At 71.7% G+C, this 17,777-nt stretch carries 14 protein-coding genes and 2 pseudogenes; 9 read left to right on the top strand and 7 right to left on the bottom strand.

Annotated features, from left to right (window positions below; translation table 11 throughout):
• The first annotated feature begins 40 nt into the window (after positions 1 to 40).
• The 4 genes and pseudogenes from D6270_RS05605 (at position 41) to D6270_RS05590 (ending at position 4,733) form a co-directional block, all read left to right on the top strand.
• Entirely contained in the window at positions 41 to 814 is a 774-nt protein-coding gene (locus D6270_RS05605) for an SDR family oxidoreductase (RefSeq protein WP_109166453.1), read from the top strand.
• A pseudogene (locus D6270_RS05600) lies at positions 811 to 2,494 on the top strand (AMP-binding protein). Before D6270_RS05605 ends, D6270_RS05600 begins: the two are co-directional and overlap by 4 nt.
• 49 nt (positions 2,495 to 2,543) lie before the next feature.
• On the top strand, positions 2,544 to 3,137 hold the full coding sequence (locus D6270_RS05595; protein ID WP_109166454.1) for a TetR/AcrR family transcriptional regulator: 594 nt from the start codon (positions 2,544 to 2,546) through the stop codon (positions 3,135 to 3,137).
• Positions 3,138 to 3,395: 258 nt separating this feature from the next.
• The gene (locus D6270_RS05590) at positions 3,396 to 4,733 is read left to right on the top strand and encodes a M28 family metallopeptidase (protein WP_109166455.1); all 1,338 of its coding nucleotides are present in this window, start codon (positions 3,396 to 3,398) and stop codon (positions 4,731 to 4,733) included.
• 52 nt (positions 4,734 to 4,785) lie between these two features.
• Here the strand turns inward: D6270_RS05590 and D6270_RS05585 are convergent, their stop codons facing one another.
• Both D6270_RS05585 and D6270_RS05580 read right to left on the bottom strand, forming a co-directional pair.
• The gene (locus D6270_RS05585; RefSeq protein ID WP_109166456.1) at positions 4,786 to 6,000 is read right to left on the bottom strand and encodes an acyl-CoA dehydrogenase family protein; all 1,215 of its coding nucleotides are present in this window, start codon (positions 5,998 to 6,000) and stop codon (positions 4,786 to 4,788) included.
• Positions 6,001 to 6,005: 5 nt separating this feature from the next.
• Positions 6,006 to 7,028, bottom strand: a complete 1,023-nt coding sequence (locus D6270_RS05580; protein WP_109166457.1) for a phosphotransferase family protein — start codon at positions 7,026 to 7,028, stop codon at positions 6,006 to 6,008.
• Positions 7,029 to 7,208: 180 nt separating this feature from the next.
• On the opposite strand from D6270_RS05580, the gene D6270_RS05575 reads away from it, so the two are divergent.
• Entirely contained in the window at positions 7,209 to 8,498 is a 1,290-nt protein-coding gene (locus D6270_RS05575) for an enolase C-terminal domain-like protein (protein WP_109166458.1), read from the top strand.
• A gap of 357 nt (positions 8,499 to 8,855) precedes the next feature.
• Positions 8,856 to 9,790, top strand: a pseudogene (locus D6270_RS05570) (NADP-dependent oxidoreductase).
• 92 nt (positions 9,791 to 9,882) lie between these two features.
• Here D6270_RS05570 and D6270_RS05565 read toward each other — a convergent pair.
• Genes D6270_RS05565 through D6270_RS05555 form a run of 3 tightly spaced genes read right to left on the bottom strand, consistent with a single transcriptional unit; the run spans position 9,883 to position 11,116 of the window.
• Positions 9,883 to 10,197, bottom strand: a complete 315-nt coding sequence (locus D6270_RS05565) for a DUF202 domain-containing protein (protein WP_109166460.1) — start codon at positions 10,195 to 10,197, stop codon at positions 9,883 to 9,885.
• The gene (locus D6270_RS05560) at positions 10,194 to 10,589 is read right to left on the bottom strand and encodes a YidH family protein (protein WP_109166461.1); all 396 of its coding nucleotides are present in this window, start codon (positions 10,587 to 10,589) and stop codon (positions 10,194 to 10,196) included. Before D6270_RS05560 ends, D6270_RS05565 begins: the two co-directional genes overlap by 4 nt.
• Before the next feature lie 17 nt (positions 10,590 to 10,606).
• Entirely contained in the window at positions 10,607 to 11,116 is a 510-nt protein-coding gene (locus tag D6270_RS05555) for an NUDIX domain-containing protein (protein WP_109166462.1), read from the bottom strand.
• Positions 11,117 to 11,226: 110 nt separating this feature from the next.
• On the opposite strand from D6270_RS05555, the gene D6270_RS05550 reads away from it, so the two are divergent.
• Entirely contained in the window at positions 11,227 to 12,882 is a 1,656-nt protein-coding gene (locus D6270_RS05550) for an FAD-binding dehydrogenase (protein ID WP_109166463.1), read from the top strand.
• 111 nt (positions 12,883 to 12,993) lie between these two features.
• Here D6270_RS05550 and D6270_RS05545 read toward each other — a convergent pair whose 3' ends face one another.
• Positions 12,994 to 13,440, bottom strand: a complete 447-nt coding sequence (locus D6270_RS05545; protein WP_109166464.1) for an ASCH domain-containing protein — start codon at positions 13,438 to 13,440, stop codon at positions 12,994 to 12,996.
• 204 nt (positions 13,441 to 13,644) lie between these two features.
• On the opposite strand from D6270_RS05545, the gene D6270_RS05540 reads away from it, so the two are divergent.
• Positions 13,645 to 14,616, top strand: a complete 972-nt coding sequence (locus D6270_RS05540; RefSeq protein ID WP_109166465.1) for a hypothetical protein — start codon at positions 13,645 to 13,647, stop codon at positions 14,614 to 14,616.
• Between the two features lie 84 nt (positions 14,617 to 14,700).
• Entirely contained in the window at positions 14,701 to 16,281 is a 1,581-nt protein-coding gene (locus D6270_RS05535; protein WP_109166466.1) for an APC family permease, read from the top strand.
• An 89-nt stretch (positions 16,282 to 16,370) separates the two neighbouring features.
• Here the strand turns inward: D6270_RS05535 and D6270_RS05530 are convergent, their stop codons facing one another.
• Positions 16,371 to 17,768, bottom strand: a complete 1,398-nt coding sequence (locus tag D6270_RS05530) for a GntP family permease (protein ID WP_109166467.1) — start codon at positions 17,766 to 17,768, stop codon at positions 16,371 to 16,373.
• Positions 17,769 to 17,777 lie beyond the last annotated feature (9 nt).

The raw sequence follows: 17,777 nt of genomic DNA, 5'->3' as shown, positions 1-17,777 counted from the left end.
CGGAGGGACCGGACGCAGGTGGACGGAAGGCGGTACGACGATGAGCACGGCGGATACGGTGCGAGGCGCCGGCGTAGTGGTCACAGGGGCTGGAGGCGGCATCGGCGCCGCCCTGGCCCGCAGGTTCGCCGAGCAGGGCGCGCGGGTCGTCGTCAACGACCTCGACCCCGCGCGCATCGAGCTGCTCGCGGAGGAGATCGGCGGGACCGCCGTCGCCGGGGACGCCTCCGGCATCGTGGAGGCGGCCCGAGACGCGCTGGACGGCACGGTGGACATCTACTGCGCCAACGCCGGACTCGCCTCGCCCGGTGACGCGTTCGCCGACGAGGAGGTCTGGGCCGCCGCCTGGGACGTCAATGTGATGGCCCACGTCCGCGCGGCCAGGGCCCTGCTGCCGCAGTGGCTGGAGCGCGGCAGCGGGCGCTTCGTCACCACCGCCTCCGCCGCCGGACTGCTGACGATGATGGGCGCGGCCCCCTACAGCGTCACCAAGCACGGGGCGGTGGCCTTCGCCGAGTGGCTCTCGCTCACCTACCGCCACCGCGGCATCAAGGTTCACGCCATCTGCCCGCAGGGCGTACGTACGGACATGCTCACCGCCGCCGGTTCGGCCGGTGAGCTGGTGCTCGCCCCCGGAGCCATCGAGCCGGACGCGGTCGCCGACGCGCTGTTCGACGCGATGGCGGCCGACCGCTTCCTGGTCCTGCCGCACCCCGAGGTCGCCGGGTACTACCAGGCGCGCGCCACCGACCCCGACCGGTGGATGGGCAGCATGAACCGCCTCCAGCAGAAGTGGGAGGCGAGCGGCGCATGACCGACGCGGGTTCCACCCCTTCCCGTTACGCGGCCAAGCCGTGGCTCGCCCTCCTCAGCGACGCCCAGCGGGCCCCGATCACCCCCGCCCCGACCGTGCTGCACGCCTTCCGGGACGCCGTCGCGAGGGCCCCGAAGACCACCCGGCCCTCGCCTACTTCGACGGGCGCCTGACCTACGCCGAGACCGACGCGCTCTCCGACTCGGTGGCCGGACACCTCGCCGCCCGGGGCCTGCGGCACGGCGACCGGGTCGCGATCATGCTCCAGAACAGCCCGCACTTCGTCCTCGCGCTCCTCGGCGCATGGAAGGCGGGGGCCACCGTCGTACCGCTCAATCCGATGTACAGGTCCGGCGAGGTCGGGCACGTGCTGAAGGACGCCGGGGTCACCGCCCTCGTCTGCTCGGACCGGGCCTGGGCGGCGTATCTGCGGGAGACCGCCGAGGCCGCCCCGGACCTCACCATCGCGCTGACCGCCTGCGAGCTGGACCTCCAGAGCGTGGACGACCCCCGTGTGCTGGGCTTCGAGCGGCTCCCCGCCCCGGCCCCGACGACCTGGCCGACGACCTGCTGACGGTCGCCCGGGCCGGCCACGCGCCCCCGGACGGCCGGGAGCTCACCGCCGGGGACGTGGCGCTGATCAGCTACACCTCCGGGACCAGCGGCATCCCCAAGGGCGCCATGAACTCCCACGCCAACATCATGGTCAACGCGGAACGCCAGCGCACCGGCCACCCCGTGGCCGAGGGCTCCGCCTACTTCGCGCTCGCCCCGCTCTTCCACATCACCGGCATGGTCTGCGAGCTCGCCGCCTGCATCGCCAACGCGGGCACTCTGGTCCTGGCCTACCGCTTCGAGGCGGGCGTCGTCCTCGACGCCTTCGCCGCCCACCGCCCGGCCTACACGGTCGGCCCCTCCACCGCCTTCATGGCCCTGGCCGCCCACCCGGACGTCACGCCGGACCACTTCGCCTCCTTCCAGGTGATCTCCTCCGGCGGCGCTCCGCTGCCGCCCGCGCTGGTGGAGAAGTTCCGCGCCGGCTTCGGCCCGTACATCCGCAACGGCTACGGCCTCACCGAGTGCACCGCCCCCTGCGCCTCGGTCCCGCCCGAGCGCGAGGCCCCGGTGGACCCGGGCTCCGGCACCCTCTCCGTCGGCGTGCCCGGCCCCGACACCGTCGTACGGATCCTCGACGAGACGGGGCGGGAGGTGCCCTTCGGGGAGCAGGGCGAGATCACGGTCCGCGGCCCCCAGGTGGTCTCCGGCTACTGGAACCTCCCCGAGGCCACCGAGGCCGCTTTCCCGGACGGCGAGCTGCGCACCGGCGACATCGGGTTCATGGACGCGGCGGGCTGGCTCTACGTCGTCGACCGCAAGAAGGACATGATCAACGCCTCGGGGTTCAAGGTCTGGCCCCGTGAGGTGGAGGACGTCCTGTACACCCACCCGGCGGTGCGCGAGGCGGCCGTCGTAGGCGTGCCCGACGCGTACCGGGGGGAGACCGTACGGGCCTATGTCAGTCTGCGTCCGGGCGCATCCGTGGAACCGGGTGAGCTGGGGACGTACTGCAAGGAAAGGCTCGCGGCGTACAAGTATCCGCGCGAGGTGGAGATCCTGAGCGAGCTGCCGAAGACGGCGAGTGGGAAGATCCTCAGGCGGGAACTGCGTTCCTCCCGTTAGAACCTCGTCGGAACAGCGAACGCACGGTATGAAAGGCAGGTGGCGGCTCATGGTCAAGGCGACGGAGCAGAACGGCACTCCCGTCCCCCAGAGGCTGCTGGCCGCCGCCACCCGGCTCTTCGCCGAGCGCGGGTACGACCGCACCTCGGTCCAGGAGATCGTCGAGGCGGCGGGCGTCACCAAGGGGGCGCTCTACCACTACTTCGGCTCCAAGGAGGACCTGCTCCAGGAGGTCTACGCCCGGGTGCTGCGGCTCCAGCAGGAGCGGCTGGACGCCTTCGCGGGCGCGGAGGCCCCCGTCGAGCAGCGGCTGCGCGACGCGGCCGCCGACGTGGTCGTCACGACCATCGACAACCTGGACGACGCCGCGATCTTCTTCCGCTCCATGCACCACCTGAGCCCCGAGAAGAACAAGCAGGTACGGGTGGAGCGCCGCCGCTACCACGAGCGGTTCCGGGCGCTGATCGAGGAGGGGCAGCGGAGCGGGGTGTTCTCCACCGCCACCCCCGCCGACCTGGTGGTCGACTACCACTTCGGCTCGGTCCACCACCTCTCCACCTGGTACCGCCCGGACGGCCCGCTCAGCCGCCAGGAGGTCGCCGACCACCTCGCGGATCTGCTGCTGCGGGCCCTGCGCCCGTAACACCGGCCTGCTCGACAGCGCCCTGTTCAGAGCCGGTTGAACACGTCCAAACGCCGATATGTGTTCGTTAATGGAACTGACATGTCCGCTTTCCGCTCTTGACGGAACACGGTCACCTCATTGACCATCGGTCACGCATCGCACCGGCCGACGGCCATGCGGTGCGCACCACCAGCTCCAGGACCCGGCCGTACGTTCCACGCGGCCGGGTGCCCCCGCACGTTCCGTCAGTCCCCGAACGGAATCCGGAGCCCCACCATGAGACCGAACCGCCTCACCCTGCGCAGATCCCCGGCGGCCGTCGCCGCCGTCGCCCTCGCGGCCCTCCTCGGGAGCGCCGCGCCCACCGCGCAGGCCGCACCGGCGACGACCACGGCGCCGGCCGCCGTCGCAGCGCCCGACATATCCCTGGCCAACGTCAAGGGCCACCTCACCCAGTTCTCGACGATCGCCGCGAACAACGGCGGCAACCGCGCCCACGGCCGCCCCGGCTACAAGGCGTCCGTCGACTACGTGAAGGCCAAACTCGACGCGGCCGGATACACCACGACCCTCCAGCAGTTCACCTCCAGCGGCGCCACCGGCTACAACCTGATAGCCGACTGGCCCGGCGGCGACCCGAACAAGGTCGTCTTCGCCGGGGCCCACCTGGACTCCGTCTCCTCCGGCGCCGGGATCAACGACAACGCCTCCGGCTCGGCCGCCGTCCTGGAGACCGCCCTCGCCGTCTCCCGCACCGGCTACCAGCCCGACAAGCACCTGCGGTTCGCCTGGTGGGGTGCGGAGGAGCTGGGGCTGATCGGCTCCAAGTTCTACGTCAACAACCTGCCGTCCGCCGAGCGTTCGAAGATCTCCGGCTACCTCAACTTCGACATGATCGGCTCGCCGAACGCGGGCTACTTCGTCTACGACGACGACCCGGTCATCGAGAAGACCTTCAAGGACTACTTCGCCGGCCTCGGCGTACCCACCGAGATCGAGACCGAGGGCGACGGCCGCTCCGACCACGCCCCGTTCAAGTCGGCGGGCGTCCCCGTCGGCGGTCTCTTCACCGGCGCCAGCCGCACCAAGACCGCCGCCCAGGTGCAGAAGTGGGGCGGGACGCAGGGTCAGGCCTTCGACCGCTGCTACCACACCTCGTGCGACACCACGGCGAACATCAACGACACCGCCCTGGACCGCAACAGCGACGCCGCCGCCCACGCGATCTGGACCCTCTCCGCGGGCTCCACGGGCGAACCGCCCGCCGGCGACGTCTACACCAACTCCACCCGGGTCAACATCCCGGACGCCGGGGCGGCCGTGACCTCCACGATCACGGTCTCCGGCCGGACCGGCAACGCCCCCGCCGCCCTCCAGGTGGGCGTGGACATCAAGCACACCTACCGCGGCGACCTCGTCATCGATCTGCTGGCACCGGACGGCACCGCCTACCGGCTGAAGAACTCCAGCAGCGGCGACTCGGCGGCCAACGTCAACACGACGTACACCGTCAACGCCTCCGCCAAGGCCGCCAACGGCGGCTGGAAGCTCCGGGTGCAGGACCTCTACCGGTCCGACACCGGCTACATCGACAGCTGGAAGCTCACCTTCTGACCTTCCGGCGCTCGGACTGTGGCCCCCTCCCCAGGAGGGGGCCACACACGGTTCACAGGTACCGCTTGATCTCCCGCCGGGCCAGCGACCGCTGGTGCACCTCGTCTGGCCCGTCCGCCAGCCGCAGCGTCCGCGCCGACGCCCACAGCTCCGCCAGCGGGAAGTCCTGGCTCACCCCGCCCGCACCGTGCAGCTGCACCGCGGAGTCCAGGATGTCCACCACCGCGCGCGGCGTGGCGATCTTGATCGCCTGGATCTCGGTGTGCGCCCCCTTGTTGCCCACCGTGTCCATCAGCCAGGCCGTCTTCAGCACCAGCAGCCGCAGCTGCTCCACCGTCACCCGGGCGTCGGCGATCCAGTTCTGCACGACACCCTGCTGGGCCAGCGGCTTGCCGAACGCCGTACGTTCCACCGCCCGGCGGCACATCAACTCGATGGCCCGCTCCGCCATCCCGATCAGCCGCATGCAGTGGTGGATCCGCCCCGGCCCCAGCCGCGCCTGGGCGATGCCGAATCCGCCGCCCTCCTCACCGATCAGGTTCGACGCGGGCACCCGTACGTCATGGAAGACCACCTCGGCGTGGCCGCCGTGGGAGTGGTCCTCGTACCCGTACACCCGCATGGCGCGGCGCACCTCAAGACCCGGGGTGTCGCGCGGGACCAGGATCATCGACTGCTGGCGGCGGATGTCGGCGCCGTCCGGGTCGGTCTTGCCCATCACGATGAAGACCGCGCACTGCGGGTTCATCGCCCCGGAGATGTACCACTTGCGCCCGTTGATGACGTACGAGTCGCCGTCCCGCACGATCCGGGTCTCGATGTTCGTCGCGTCCGACGACGCCACCTCCGGCTCCGTCATCGCGAACGCGGAACGGATCTCCCCGGCCAGCAGCGGCTCCAGCCACCGCTTCTTCTGCTCGTCGGTGGCGAACTGGAGGAGGACCTCCATGTTCCCGGTGTCCGGGGCCGCGCAGTTCAGCGCGGTCGGCGCGAGGTGCGGTGAGCGGCCGGTGATCTCGGCGAGCGGCGCGTACTGGAGGTTCGTCAGCCCGGCCCCGTACTCCGCGTCGGGCAGGAAGAGATTCCACAGCCCCTGCCGCCGCGCCTCCGCCTTCAGCTCGTCCACGACCGCCGGGGTGTCCCACGGCGAGGTGAGCAGCGCCCGCTGTTCGTGGTCGGTCTTCTCGGCCGGGTGGACGTACTCGTCCATGAAGGCGAGCAGCCTGCTCCGCAGCTCCTCGGTACGGGCGTCGAATGCGAAGTCCATGGGGTTCAGCCTTCCTGGAGAGTGGTGAGGCCGTGCTCGATGAAGACCGGGACCAGATCGCCGATCTGATCGAAGCCCGCGCCGACGGTCTGGCCGAGGGTGTAGCGGTAGTGGATGCCCTCCAGGATCACGGCGAGCTTGAACCAGGCGAACGCGGTGTACCAGGAGATCGCGGAGGTGTCCCGGCCCGACCCGGCGGCGTACCGCTCGATCAGCTCGGCGGGGGAGGGGTGCCCGGCGGCGCCGCTGGTGGTGGAGACGGGGGAGCGCGGCAGATCGAGGTCGGAGCTGTACATCACGAGGAGCCCGAGGTCGGTCAGCGGGTCGCCCAGGGTGGACATCTCCCAGTCCAGGACGGCGTTGATGCGGTCGTCCGGGCCGAGCAGCACGTTGTCCAGGCGGTAGTCGCCGTGGACGACGGTGGGCGCGGGGGAGACCGGCAGCTCCCGGCCCAGCGAGGCGTGCAGCTCGTCGATGCCGGCCAGATCGCGGTTGCGGGAGGCGTCCAGCTGCTTGCCCCAGCGCCGCAGCTGCCGGTCCAGGAACCCCTCCGGCCGCCCGAAGTCCCCGAGCCCGACGGCTACCGGGTCCACCGCGTGCAGGTCGACCAGCGTGTCCACGAGCGCGAGAACGGCGCCCCGGGTGCGCTCGGGACCCAGGGGAGCGAGCTGTTCGGCGGTGCGGTACGGGGTGCCCTCGACGTGCTCCATGACGTAGAAGGGCGCACCGAGCACCGCATCGTCCTCGCAGAGCAGCACCGGCTCCGGCACCGGCACGGCGGTGGGGTGCAGGGCGCTGATCACCCGGTGCTCGCGCTTCATGTCGTGCGCGGTGGCCAGCACATGGCCCAGCGGCGGCCTGCGGACCACCCACCGGCCGGTCCCGTCGGTGACCGTGTACGTCAGGTTCGAGCGGCCGCCCTCGATCAGCCGCGCTTCGAGGGGTCCGCTCACCAGCCCCGGCCGTTCGCGGTCCAGATGGCCGCGCAGCAGCTCCGGGTCGAGACCTGGTGGGGGGACGGGACTCATGGGGCGTACCTCCGGGGCGATGGAACGAGGCGGTCGGGCGAGGCGGTCGCCTGCTCGTGACCACGATCGCTGACCATGATGCCGACCAGTCGGTATGTCGTCCAGTGAACTCCCGTAATCGGGCGGCGGAAGTGACACCGGACTCTGGTCGGAGGTCTCATCCCTGAATAAAGTTCATGTATGCGTACCGACGTGGTCATCGAAGAGGTCCGGCTCACCCCGATCCTCGTCGCCGATCCACCCCTGCTCAACGCCCAGGGTGTCCACCAGCCGTACACGCCCCGGCTCATCGTGGAAGTGGTCACGCGGGGCGGGGTGACCGGAGTCGGGGAGACCTACGGGGACGGGAAGTACCTGGACCCCGCGGGCGCGCTCGCCCGGGCGCTTCCCGGCCGCACGGTCACCGATCTGAACGCGCTGTTCGCCTTGGCCGAGGAGGTGTGCGGCGACACACGGCAGGCGGACCTCCGCGTGGAGGCGGGCGGGCTGCGCGGGGTCCAGAGCGCCGACAAGATCCGCCTCTCCGTCGTCTCCGCCTTCGAGGTCGCCTGCCTGGACGCTCTCGGCAAGGCGCTCGGCCTGCCCGTGCACGCGCTGCTCGGCGGGAAGGTCCGCGACACCGTCGAGTACAGCGCGTACCTCTTCTACCGCTGGGCCGGCCACCCGCAGGACGGCGAACGCGACGACTGGGGCGCGGCCCTCGACCCGGCGGGCATCGTCGCCCAGGCCCGGCGCTTCGCCGACACGTACGGCTTCGGCTCCTTCAAGCTCAAGGGCGGCGTCCTCCCGCCCGACGAGGAGATCGCCGCGATCCACGCCCTGGCCGAGGCGTTCCCCGGCCGCCCGCTCCGCCTGGACCCCAACGGCGCCTGGTCCGTCCCCACCTCGCTGTACGTCGCCGAGCAGCTCAAGGGCGTCCTGGAATACCTGGAGGACCCCACCAGCGGCACCCGGTCCATGGCCGCGGTCTCCGCCGCCACCGACGTCCCGCTGGCCACCAACATGTGTGTCACCACGCTCGCCGAGGTCCCCGAGGCCTTCGCCGCCGACGCCGTACAGATCGTCCTCGGCGACCACCACTACTGGGGCGGCCTCCACCGGACCCGCGAACTCGCCGCGCTCTGCCGCACGTTCGGCGTCGGGCTCTCCATGCACTCCAACACCCACCTCGGCATCAGCCTCGCCGCGATGACCCAGGTCGCCGCCACCGTGCCGGACCTCGCGTACGCCTGCGACAGCCACTACCCCTGGCAGACCGAAGATGTGATCACCGGACGCCACACCTTCACCGACGGCCGGCTCACCGTCTCCGACACCCCCGGCCTCGGCGTCCAGCTGGACCACGACCGCCTGGCCGCCCTGCACCGCCGCTGGCTGGCCGACGACGGCACCCACCGCGAGCGCGACGACGCGGCGGCGATGCGCAGGCGCGACCCGGAATGGGTGACACCGGCGATCCCGCGCTGGTGAGGGGCGGGGAGACTCTCCGCCAGGCCTCCTCGTCCCACTTCTGCGGGGGCGTAACCGCCGCCCGGGTGGTCGAGGCGTTCAACCACCTCCCGGCCCACCTCTGGGCCGCTCCCGACGGCCGTCCCGCTCCGCGGGGACGACCAGGCCGCCCTCACACGGGTGGGCACCCTCGTACGCGACCTCGGCCACCCCCCCCTCACCGTCGGGCGGGCCGGAGCGGGCTGCCTGTCCGGAGACCACCACCGCCTTCCTGACCGGCCTCCGGCACACCGGCCACGCCCCCGCACCTGGCTGCCGTCCCGCACCGCCGTACGGCCCTGAGTTGCGACGACCCCGGCCTGCGCCGAAGGTCGAGGGATGAAGGCGATCAGCTACAGCGCGTACGGCTCGGCCGATGTCCTGGAGTACGGCGAGCGGCCCGACCCCAAGGTCGGCCCCGACACGGTCCTGGTGAAGGTGCGGGCCGCCGCCGTCAACCCGGTCGACTGGAAGGCCCGCGAGGGCTACCTCCAGGGCGGCCTCGACGCCGTCTTCCCTGTGGTCCCCGGCTGGATGTCTCCGGGGTGGTCGTGCAACCGGGCATCGCCGTCGACGAGTTCGGGGTCGGGGACGAGGTGATCGGCTACGTCCGGGAGGACTTCCTCTCCCGCGGTACGTTCGCCGAGTACGTCGCCGCCCCCGTACGCACCCTCGCCCGCAAGCCGCTCAGGCTCAGCTTCGAGGAGGCCGCGGGCCTGCCGCTGGCCGGGCTCACCGCGTACCAGGTGCTGCACCGCACCCTGAAGATCCGCGACGGCGACACCGTCCTCGTCCACGCGGCGGCGGGCGGCGTCGGCTCGCTCGCCGTACAGCTCGCCCGGCACACCGGCTGCCGGGTCGTCGGCACCGCGAGCGCCCGCAACCACGACCACGTACGGAGCCTCGGCGCCGAACCGGTGGAGTACGGGGACGGCCTCGCCGACCGGCTGCGGGAGCTGGTCCCCGAGGGCTTCGACGCCGCCTTCGACACGGTGGGCGGCGAGGCGCTGCGGGTCTCGGCCGAGACGCTCGCCGAGGGCGGCCGGCTCGCCTCCATCGCCGACAACGAGGTCTTCTCCTACGGCGGCCGCTACGCCTTCGTCCGTCCCGACGCCGCCGACCTGACCCAGCTCGCGGAGCTGGCCGAACAGGGCATCGTCACCGTCCATGTGGACCGGGTCTTCCCGCTGGAGCAGGCGGCCGAGGCGTACCGCCTCAACCAGGAGGGACGCACCCGCGGCAAGATCGTGGTCAGGGTGGACTGGGACAGCTGACGCCCTGGGGACCGGGACGGCCGACGCCCGGGGACCTGGGACGGCCGACGCACTGGGACCGGGGCTGCTGAGGCCGTGGGACCCGGGCACGCTCAGAACAGCATCGCCGCCGCGAACACCGCGAACGCCACCGTGCACAGCACCGCCGTCAGCGCCCGGCGCGGCGCGAGCGGCTCCGGCCGTGCCACGCCCATGCGCTGCACCCGCCGGTGCGCCACCGCCAGGAACCCCAGCCAGGCCGCCACGGTCAGCGCCAGGGCGACCAGCCCGGCCGGGGTCGCACCGCTGTGCAGCGCCTGCCGTCCGGCGAGCAGCGCCACCACCGTGGCGGACAACGTCGTACGCCGCCAGGCGAGCCGGGTCCGCTCCGGCTGGAGCCCCGGATCCCGGTCCGCCACCGCCGTCACCGGCCCTCCCAGCCGAAGAGGACCACCACCACCATCGCCACGGCCACGACCGCCACCACCATCCCCAGCACCGTCGGGAACCGGGAGACCGGCAGATCCTCCCCCCGCCGCATCGCCCGCTCGCACCGCACCCAGTGGTTGACCGCCCGCAGCGCACACAGCACCCCCGCCGCGAGCAGCCCGAGAGCGAGCCCGGCCCGCACGCCCCAGGCCAGCTCCGGCAGGAACTGGTCCACGGCGAAGCCCCCGCCGATCAGCGCCAGCGCGGTCCGGATCCAGGCGAGGAACGTCCGCTCGTTGGCCAGCGAGAACCGGTAGTCGGGGGTGTCCCCCTCGTCCCGGATCCGCTGCGGCGCGAACCACAGCCGTACGCTCTGCGCGATCTTGTTCACAGGGGCACCTTACGAGCTCAGAGGGCCCGGAACCCCTTGAGCCGCCGGTACGCCTCCACCCCGTCCGGCACCCACGGCCACTCGCCGAGACGCTCTTCGAGCTCCGCGTCGTCCAGGAAGGTGTGCCAGGCGACCTCCTCCGGCTGCGGGGTCACCGGAAGCTCGCAGCGCACCTGGTAGACGGCCGACCACCAGGTGTGCCGGCCGCCGGAGTAGAGGAACCGGAACAGCGGCTCGGGCTCCGGCAGCCCCGAGACGCCCAGCTCCTCCTCCGCCTCGCGCAGCGCCGCCTCGTCGTAGGACTCGCCCGCGCCCACCACCCCGCCGACGAACATGTCGTAGTGCGAGGGGAAGAGCAGCTTGTCCGCCGTGCGGCGGTGGACGAAGAGGCGGCCCCCGGCGTCGCGGGCCTCGATGAAGACGCAGCGGTGGCGCAGGCCCCGGGCGATCGCCTCGCCGCGGGGTGCCTGGCCGATGACCTCGTCGTTCTCGTCGACGATGTCCAGGATCTCGTCAGAAGGCCTCATGCGTTTCATCCAACAGCACCCGGGTGGTTGACGTGGCAGCGGCCGGTCCCCAAGATCTGACGCACGGGTAACTTGTCTCCCGGCTGCCCCTTCCCGACAGGATGGAACCCATGGCGTACGACGCTGATGTGATCGTGATCGGGGCAGGCCTCGCCGGACTCGTGGCCACCGCCGAGCTGGTCGACGCCGGCCGTTCCGTGATCGTCCTGGACCAGGAGCCCGAGCAGTCCATCGGCGGGCAGGCCCACTGGTCCTTCGGCGGTCTCTTCCTCGTCGACTCGCCCGAGCAGCGGCGGCTGCGGATCAAGGACAGCCGGGAGCTGGCCCTCCAGGACTGGTACGGCACCGCCGGGTTCGACCGCGAGGAGGACCACTGGCCGAGGAAGTGGGCCGAGGCGTACGTCGACTTCGCGGCCGGGGAGAAACGCTCCTGGCTGCACCAGCAGGGGCTGCGCATCTTCCCGGTCGTCGGCTGGGCGGAGCGCGGCGGCTACGACGCGACCGGACACGGCAACTCCGTACCCCGCTTCCACATCACCTGGGGCACCGGGCCCGGCGTCGTCGCCCCCTTCGAGCGGCGGGTCCGCGCGGGCGTCGCCAAGGGGCTCGTCCAGCTGCGGTTCCGCCACCGTGTCACCGGTCTCGCGCGCACGGCCGGTGCGCTGGACACGGTCACCGGCGAGATCCTGGAGCCGAGCGGGGCCGAACGCGGCACCGCCTCCGGACGGGAGGTGACCGGGGCCTTCGAGCTCAAGGCCCAGGCGGTGATCGTCACCTCCGGAGGCATCGGAGGCAACCACGACCTGGTCCGCTCCCAGTGGCCCGAGCGGCTCGGCACCCCGCCCGAGAAGCTGCTCTCCGGCGTCCCCGCCCATGTCGACGGGCTGATGCTGGGCATCGCCGAGGAGGCGGGCGCCCACCACATCAACCGCGACCGGATGTGGCACTACACGGAGGGCATCGAGAACTGGAACCCGATCTGGTCCAAACACGCCATCCGCATCCTGCCCGGCCCCTCCTCCCTCTGGCTGGACGCCCGGGGCAAGCGGCTGCCGGTCCCGCTCTTCCCCGGCTTCGACACGCTCGGCACCCTCGAACACATCATGAAGTCCGGCCACGGCTACACCTGGTTCGTCCTCAACCAGCGCATCATCGGCAAGGAGTTCGCCCTCTCCGGCTCCGAGCAGAACCCGGACCTGACCGGCAAGTCGGTCCGCGACGTGATCGGCCGGGCCCGCGCGGACGTGCCCGCACCGGTCAAGGCGTTCATGGACCACGGCGCGGACTTCGTCGTCGAGAAGGACCTGGACGCGCTGGTCCGGGGCATGAACGCGGTGAGTGGCGACGGTCTGATCGACGTGGAGGAGCTGCGCCGAGAGATCACCGCCCGCGACCGGGAGATCGCCAACCCCTTCACCAAGGACCTCCAGGTCACCGCGGTCCACGGCGCCCGCGCCTACCTGGGCGACCGCCTGATCCGCACGGCGAAACCGCACCGCATCCTGGACCCGGCGGCGGGCCCGCTCATCGCCGTACGCCTCAACATCCTGACCCGAAAATCTCTGGGCGGCCTGGAGACGGACCTCTCCTCCCAGGTCCTGACCGCGGACGGCACCCCGCTGTCCGGCCTGTACGCGGCGGGCGAGGCGGCCGGTTTCGGCGGCGGCGGAGTCCACGGCTACCGCTCGCTGGAGGGCACGTTCCTCGGCGGCTGCATCTTCTCGGGCCGAGCAGCGGGAAGGGCGGCGGCGAGAGCGGTTTCCTGACAGGACCCCTACGGCGCGTTCGATCTCCTCCGGCTGTGGAGGAGCGGGGCCCGGGGCGGCACCCCGGAGCCTCACCCGGCCGAAGGCGCCGCCCGCACACCGCGGGGCCTCTCACCCGGAGGAGGCCCCGTCCCCGTCCAGCCGCTCCACCACCCGGAACCGCTCGGCCACGATCATCGTCCCGTCATCCACCGTGAACGACGGATCGCCCATCGCCTCCCGCATCTCCTCCCCGTGCCAGAACGCCTCGTGCCCCGCACGCCATTCGGCCACCGACCGGTACCCCTCGCCCTCGTCCAGTGCGTGCTGGAGACCGACCTCCCCCAGCGGCAGCACCCGCACCTCGGTCAGCTCCACCACCGCCACCTCCCGCCCCTCCGAGTCGATCAGCGCGGACCGTTCGCCCACCGGCGGAAGCTCCTCCTGCTCCAGCTCGTACTCGGCCAACAGCCCGGAGGTGGACACCTTCTCGCCGGAGAGGACCGCCGCCACCAGCCGGTCGCGCAGCGGGCCGGGAAAGGCCAGGAGGAAGGGGCTCAGCGGTTCACGGGGTTCCATGCCTCCAGTGTGTCAGGCGTCACTCCGCACCCGCCCATCCCGCCCGCACGCTGCGCAAACGCCTGATCACCCGCAACGAATTCCAGTCAACTATGCGGAAGGGGAGATGAGTTGACGGCGGCCTCCCCTTGACTCGGAGCATTCCCTGCCGCTTTGCTGTGCGCGATCATCCGCTCGCACACCGCGTCGAAAGAAGTCAGCGGCATGTCCCCGCCTCCGCCGCCCCTGGGCCGCTCCCGCCGCCGGGACGGCCGCTCGGACCACGCCTTCGACCCGGCCCTGGACGACCGCGAACTGGTCGACGCGCGGAGCCAGTTCACTCAGGGGCGATGGGGTGACGCCCGGGCCCTGCTGGTGGCCACCGGGAACGACTGGGACCGCCGGGGGCACCGCCTCCTCGCCCTGGCCGAGGTCCCCTCCGCCGCGGGCTGGGCCGGTGACTGGCTGCTCGCCGAACCCGAGAGCGCGGACGCCACCACCCTCCTCGGCTGCGCCTTCGTCGTACGGGCCCTGCGCCCCAAGGCCAAGCCCGGCCATGCCGGCCGGGCCCGGCAGGCCTGCCTCGCCGCCGCCCGGCTCACCCCCGACGACCCCACCCCGTGGCTCGCCCTGCTCCTCCTGGACCGGGGCCGCGACGGTGGCGGGGACGAGACCGGCAGGCTCTTCGAGGAGGTCCGCTCCCGCCACCCCGAGCACCACCACGCCCACCACGTGATGACCGCGCAACTGGCCGAGAGCCACCCCGACAGCGGCCAGGACCCGCTCCACGAGGTGTACGACTTCGCCGCCTGGGCCGCCGAACAGGCCCCGGCCGACTCGCCGCTGGCGGTGCTCCCGGTCGTCGCCCACGCCGAGCGCTACCGCGTACTGGTGGCGGCGGGCAGCGAGCCCGACGACCCGGTGGCCTCCGGGCACTGGTCGGGGCGGCGGGCCCGGCAGGTGATGAAGGCCGCCTTCGACTGGTGGCTGGAGTGGGAGCGCGAGGACCACCCCCGCCACCGCGTCGACCTCAACTTCCTGGCCCACGCCAAGGTCTGCGAGGGCCGGACCGCCGAGGCGGCCGCGCTCTTCCACCGCATCGGCCCGCACGCCACGGCCGCCCCCTGGTCGTACGCGGGCCGCGACCCGTACACCGCGTTCACCGCGGCCCGCGACCACGCACTCGGCACCCCCTGAGCAACGGCTCGCCGGGCACAGAGCGGCTGGCACCGAGCACCGAATGACCGAGGACCCAGAACCGAAGAAGGGACCACCCCCGCCATGTCGACGGGCAGTTCATTTCCAGGCAGGACCCGGCAGACCGGTACCACCCGGCTGACGGGCGATACCGGCGGGATCAACACCTACAAGGGTGAGGAACGCGCCCTGCGGGCGAACCGCCTCGGCACCCCAGGCCTGCTGCTCTCCGTACTCGCCGCCAGCGCCCCGCTGATGGTGGTCGCCGGGGTGATGCCCACGGTCTTCGGCGTGATGGGCATCGTCGGCCAGCCCCTGCTCTACGTCATCCTCGGCGCCGTCCTGATGCTGTTCAGCGTCGGCTACGCGGAGATGAGCCGGCACGTCCACAACGCCGGCGCCTTCTACGCGTACATCGCCCGGGGCCTCGGCCCCACCGCCGGCGCCGGCGCCTCGCTCGTGGCGCTGGTGGCGTACAGCGCGATGCAGGTCGGCATCTACGGGATTCTCGGCTTCGAGGTCTCCGTCATCTTCTCCACGTACCTCGGCATCGACGTCCAGTGGTGGATACCCGCGCTGGTCTCGGTCCTCGTGGTCGGCGTCCTCGGCTGGCTGAAGATCGACCTCAACGCCAAGGTGCTCGGCGTCCTGCTGGTCATCGAGTGCCTCCTCGTCGTGATCTTCGACATCGCCGCCGTCTCCGAGCCGGGCCCCGAGGGCCTCTCGTTCCAGGCGTTCAACCCCGAGACCCTCACCGGCGCCGGGCTCTCCACCGCGCTCTGCTTCTGCATCGCCGCGTTCGTCGGCTTCGAGCAGGCGCCGGTCTACGCCGAGGAGACCAGCCGCCCGCAGATCGTGGTCTCCCGGGTGATGTTCCTCGCGGTGGGGTACGCGGCGCTGTTCCTCGCCATCAGCTCCTGGGCCCTGACGGTCGCCGCCGGACCCGGCTTCATCGCCGACACCTCCCTCAAGGAGGGCCCCGGCATGCTGTTCGGCCTGACCGAGGAGCGGCTCGGCGCCACCTTCACCGACGTCCTGCACATCCTCTTCGTCACCGGCATGTTCGCGGCGCTCCTCAGCTTCCACAACGTCGTCGCCCGCTACGCCTTCGCCATGGGCCGCGAGGGCCTGCTGCCCGCCCGCTTCGGCCGCACCAACCGGGCCAGCGGCGCCCCCGGCACCGGCTCGCTGCTCCAGTCCGTCATCTCCGTCGTGATCGTGCTCGCCTTCGCCTTCACCGACGACAACCACATCGGTGACCCCACCGTCCCCGTCCTGCGCCTGTTCACCTGGATGGGCAACGTCGGCGCGTTGGGCGTCATCCTGCTGATGGCCGCCGCCTCCTTCGCCGTCATCGCCTTCTTCGTCAAGCGCGGCGCGGGCCGCGCCCAGGCCCCGCGCCTGGTCGCCTCCGGCCTGGCCGGGATCGCGCTCCTGTCGATCGCCCTCTTCACCGTCCGCGACTTCGACGTCCTCGTGGGCTCCGGCTCCGGCTCGGTCCTCAACTGGCTGCTGCCCGGCGTGATCGTCCTCGCCCTGGTCGGCGGCCTGGTCTACGGACTGGTCCTGCGCAAGGTCAAGCCCGAGGTGCACGCCCGCATCGGTCTCGGCAATGAGGCGTTCCAGCTGGAGAAGGCGGCCGAGAGCGAGGCCACCCGCCGCTGAACACCCCGTAACCCCTGTCTCCGTACGCACGGAAGCGCCCGCCCCGGTGGACTCCACCCGGGCGGGCGCTTCTCCTCCGCGGGAGGCCGCTACAGCAACAGCGACAGCAGCAAGATGAAGGCCATCGCGACCACCGAGATGATCGTCTCCATCACCGACCAGGTCTTCACGGTCTGGCCGACGTCCATCCCGAAATACTCCTTCACCAGCCAGAACCCGGCGTCGTTCACATGGCTGAAGAAGAGCGAACCGGCGCCGACCGCGAGGACCAGCAGGGCCGCGTGCGCGGTCGACATGTCGGCCGCGAGCGGGGCGACCAGACCGGCGGCGGAGATCGTGGCGACCGTGGCCGAGCCGGTGGCCAGGCGGATCGCGACGGCGATCAGCCAGCCGAGCAGCAGGGCGGGGATCGACCAGTTCTCGGAGAAGTCCAGGATCATCTGGCCGACCCCGGCGTCGATCAGCGTCTGCTTGAAGCCACCGCCGGCGCCGACGATCAGCAGGATCCCGGCGATCGGGGCGAGCGACTTCTCCACGGTCCCGGCGAGCTTGCCCTTGGTGAACCCGGCGGCCCGGCCGAGGGTGAACATGCCGAGCAGTACGGCGGCGAGCAGGGCGATCAGCGGCGAGCCGACCACGTCCGTCACCCGCTGGACGCTGTTCTCCGGGTCGTCGACGACGATCTCGACGAGCGCCTTGAGCAGCATCAGTACGACCGGCAGCAGGATCGTCACCAGCGTGGCGGCGAAGCTCGGGCGGCGGTCCAGCTCCTCGGACGGCCGCTGCGGGATCATCTTCTCCGGCGGCTCGATGTCCACCCAGCGCGCGGCGTAACGGGCGAAGACCGGACCGGCGATGATCACGGTGGGGATGGCGACCAGCACACCGAGCGCCAGCGTCACCCCGAGGTTGGCGTCCAGGGCGTCGATCGCGACCAGCGGGCCGGGGTGCGGCGGGATGAGCCCGTGCATCACGGAGAGGCCGGCCAGTGCCGGGATGCCGATCCGCATCAGGGAGAAGTTGCCGCGCTTGGCGACGAGCAGCACCACCGGGATCATCAGCACGATCCCGACCTCGAAGAAGAGCGGCAGCCCGATGATCGAGGCGATGAGGACCATCGCCCAGGGCATCGCCCCCCGGCTCGCCTTCGCCAGGATGGTGTCGACGATCTGGTCGGCCCCGCCCGAGTCGGCGAGCAGCTTGCCCAGGATGGCGCCGAGCGCGATGAGGACGCCGACGCTCGCGACGGTGGAGCCGAGACCCGCGGTGAAGCTGGCGATCGTGTCGGCCGGGGCCGCTCCGGCGAAGGAGCCGAGCGCCAGCGAACCGATGGTCAGCGCCAGGAACGCGTGCATCTTGAGCTTGGTGATCAGGAGAACGATGACGGCGATGCCCGCCAGGACGGCGATGCCCAACTGCGCGTTGCCTGCCGAGGTGATCGGTTCGGCGGCGTCCGCTGCCAGCATCTCGACGCTGAGACTGGTCACGGTGATGGT

It is taken from the genome of Streptomyces griseus subsp. griseus (genome assembly GCF_003610995.1).
Classification (GTDB): domain Bacteria; phylum Actinomycetota; class Actinomycetes; order Streptomycetales; family Streptomycetaceae; genus Streptomyces.
Note: the sequence above shows the minus strand (reverse complement) of the source record. Positions and strands in the feature narration are given on the sequence as shown.

Bases quoted from the DNA above. Each gene is read 5' to 3' on its own strand.
- D6270_RS05575 (WP_109166458.1), top strand. From the start codon at position 7,209: ATGCGTACCGACGTGGTCATCGAAGAGGTCCGGCTCACCCCGATCCTC.
- D6270_RS05585 (WP_109166456.1), bottom strand. From the start codon at position 6,000: ATGGACTTCGCATTCGACGCCCGTACCGAGGAGCTGCGGAGCAGGCTG.
- D6270_RS05540 (WP_109166465.1), top strand. From the start codon at position 13,645: ATGTCCCCGCCTCCGCCGCCCCTGGGCCGCTCCCGCCGCCGGGACGGC.
- D6270_RS05555 (WP_109166462.1), bottom strand. From the start codon at position 11,116: ATGAGGCCTTCTGACGAGATCCTGGACATCGTCGACGAGAACGACGAG.
- D6270_RS05590 (WP_109166455.1), top strand. From the start codon at position 3,396: ATGAGACCGAACCGCCTCACCCTGCGCAGATCCCCGGCGGCCGTCGCC.
- D6270_RS05580 (WP_109166457.1), bottom strand. From the start codon at position 7,028: ATGAGTCCCGTCCCCCCACCAGGTCTCGACCCGGAGCTGCTGCGCGGC.
- D6270_RS05535 (WP_109166466.1), top strand. From the start codon at position 14,701: ATGTCGACGGGCAGTTCATTTCCAGGCAGGACCCGGCAGACCGGTACC.
- D6270_RS05550 (WP_109166463.1), top strand. From the start codon at position 11,227: ATGGCGTACGACGCTGATGTGATCGTGATCGGGGCAGGCCTCGCCGGA.
- D6270_RS05545 (WP_109166464.1), bottom strand. From the start codon at position 13,440: ATGGAACCCCGTGAACCGCTGAGCCCCTTCCTCCTGGCCTTTCCCGGC.
- D6270_RS05595 (WP_109166454.1), top strand. From the start codon at position 2,544: ATGGTCAAGGCGACGGAGCAGAACGGCACTCCCGTCCCCCAGAGGCTG.
- D6270_RS05605 (WP_109166453.1), top strand. From the start codon at position 41: ATGAGCACGGCGGATACGGTGCGAGGCGCCGGCGTAGTGGTCACAGGG.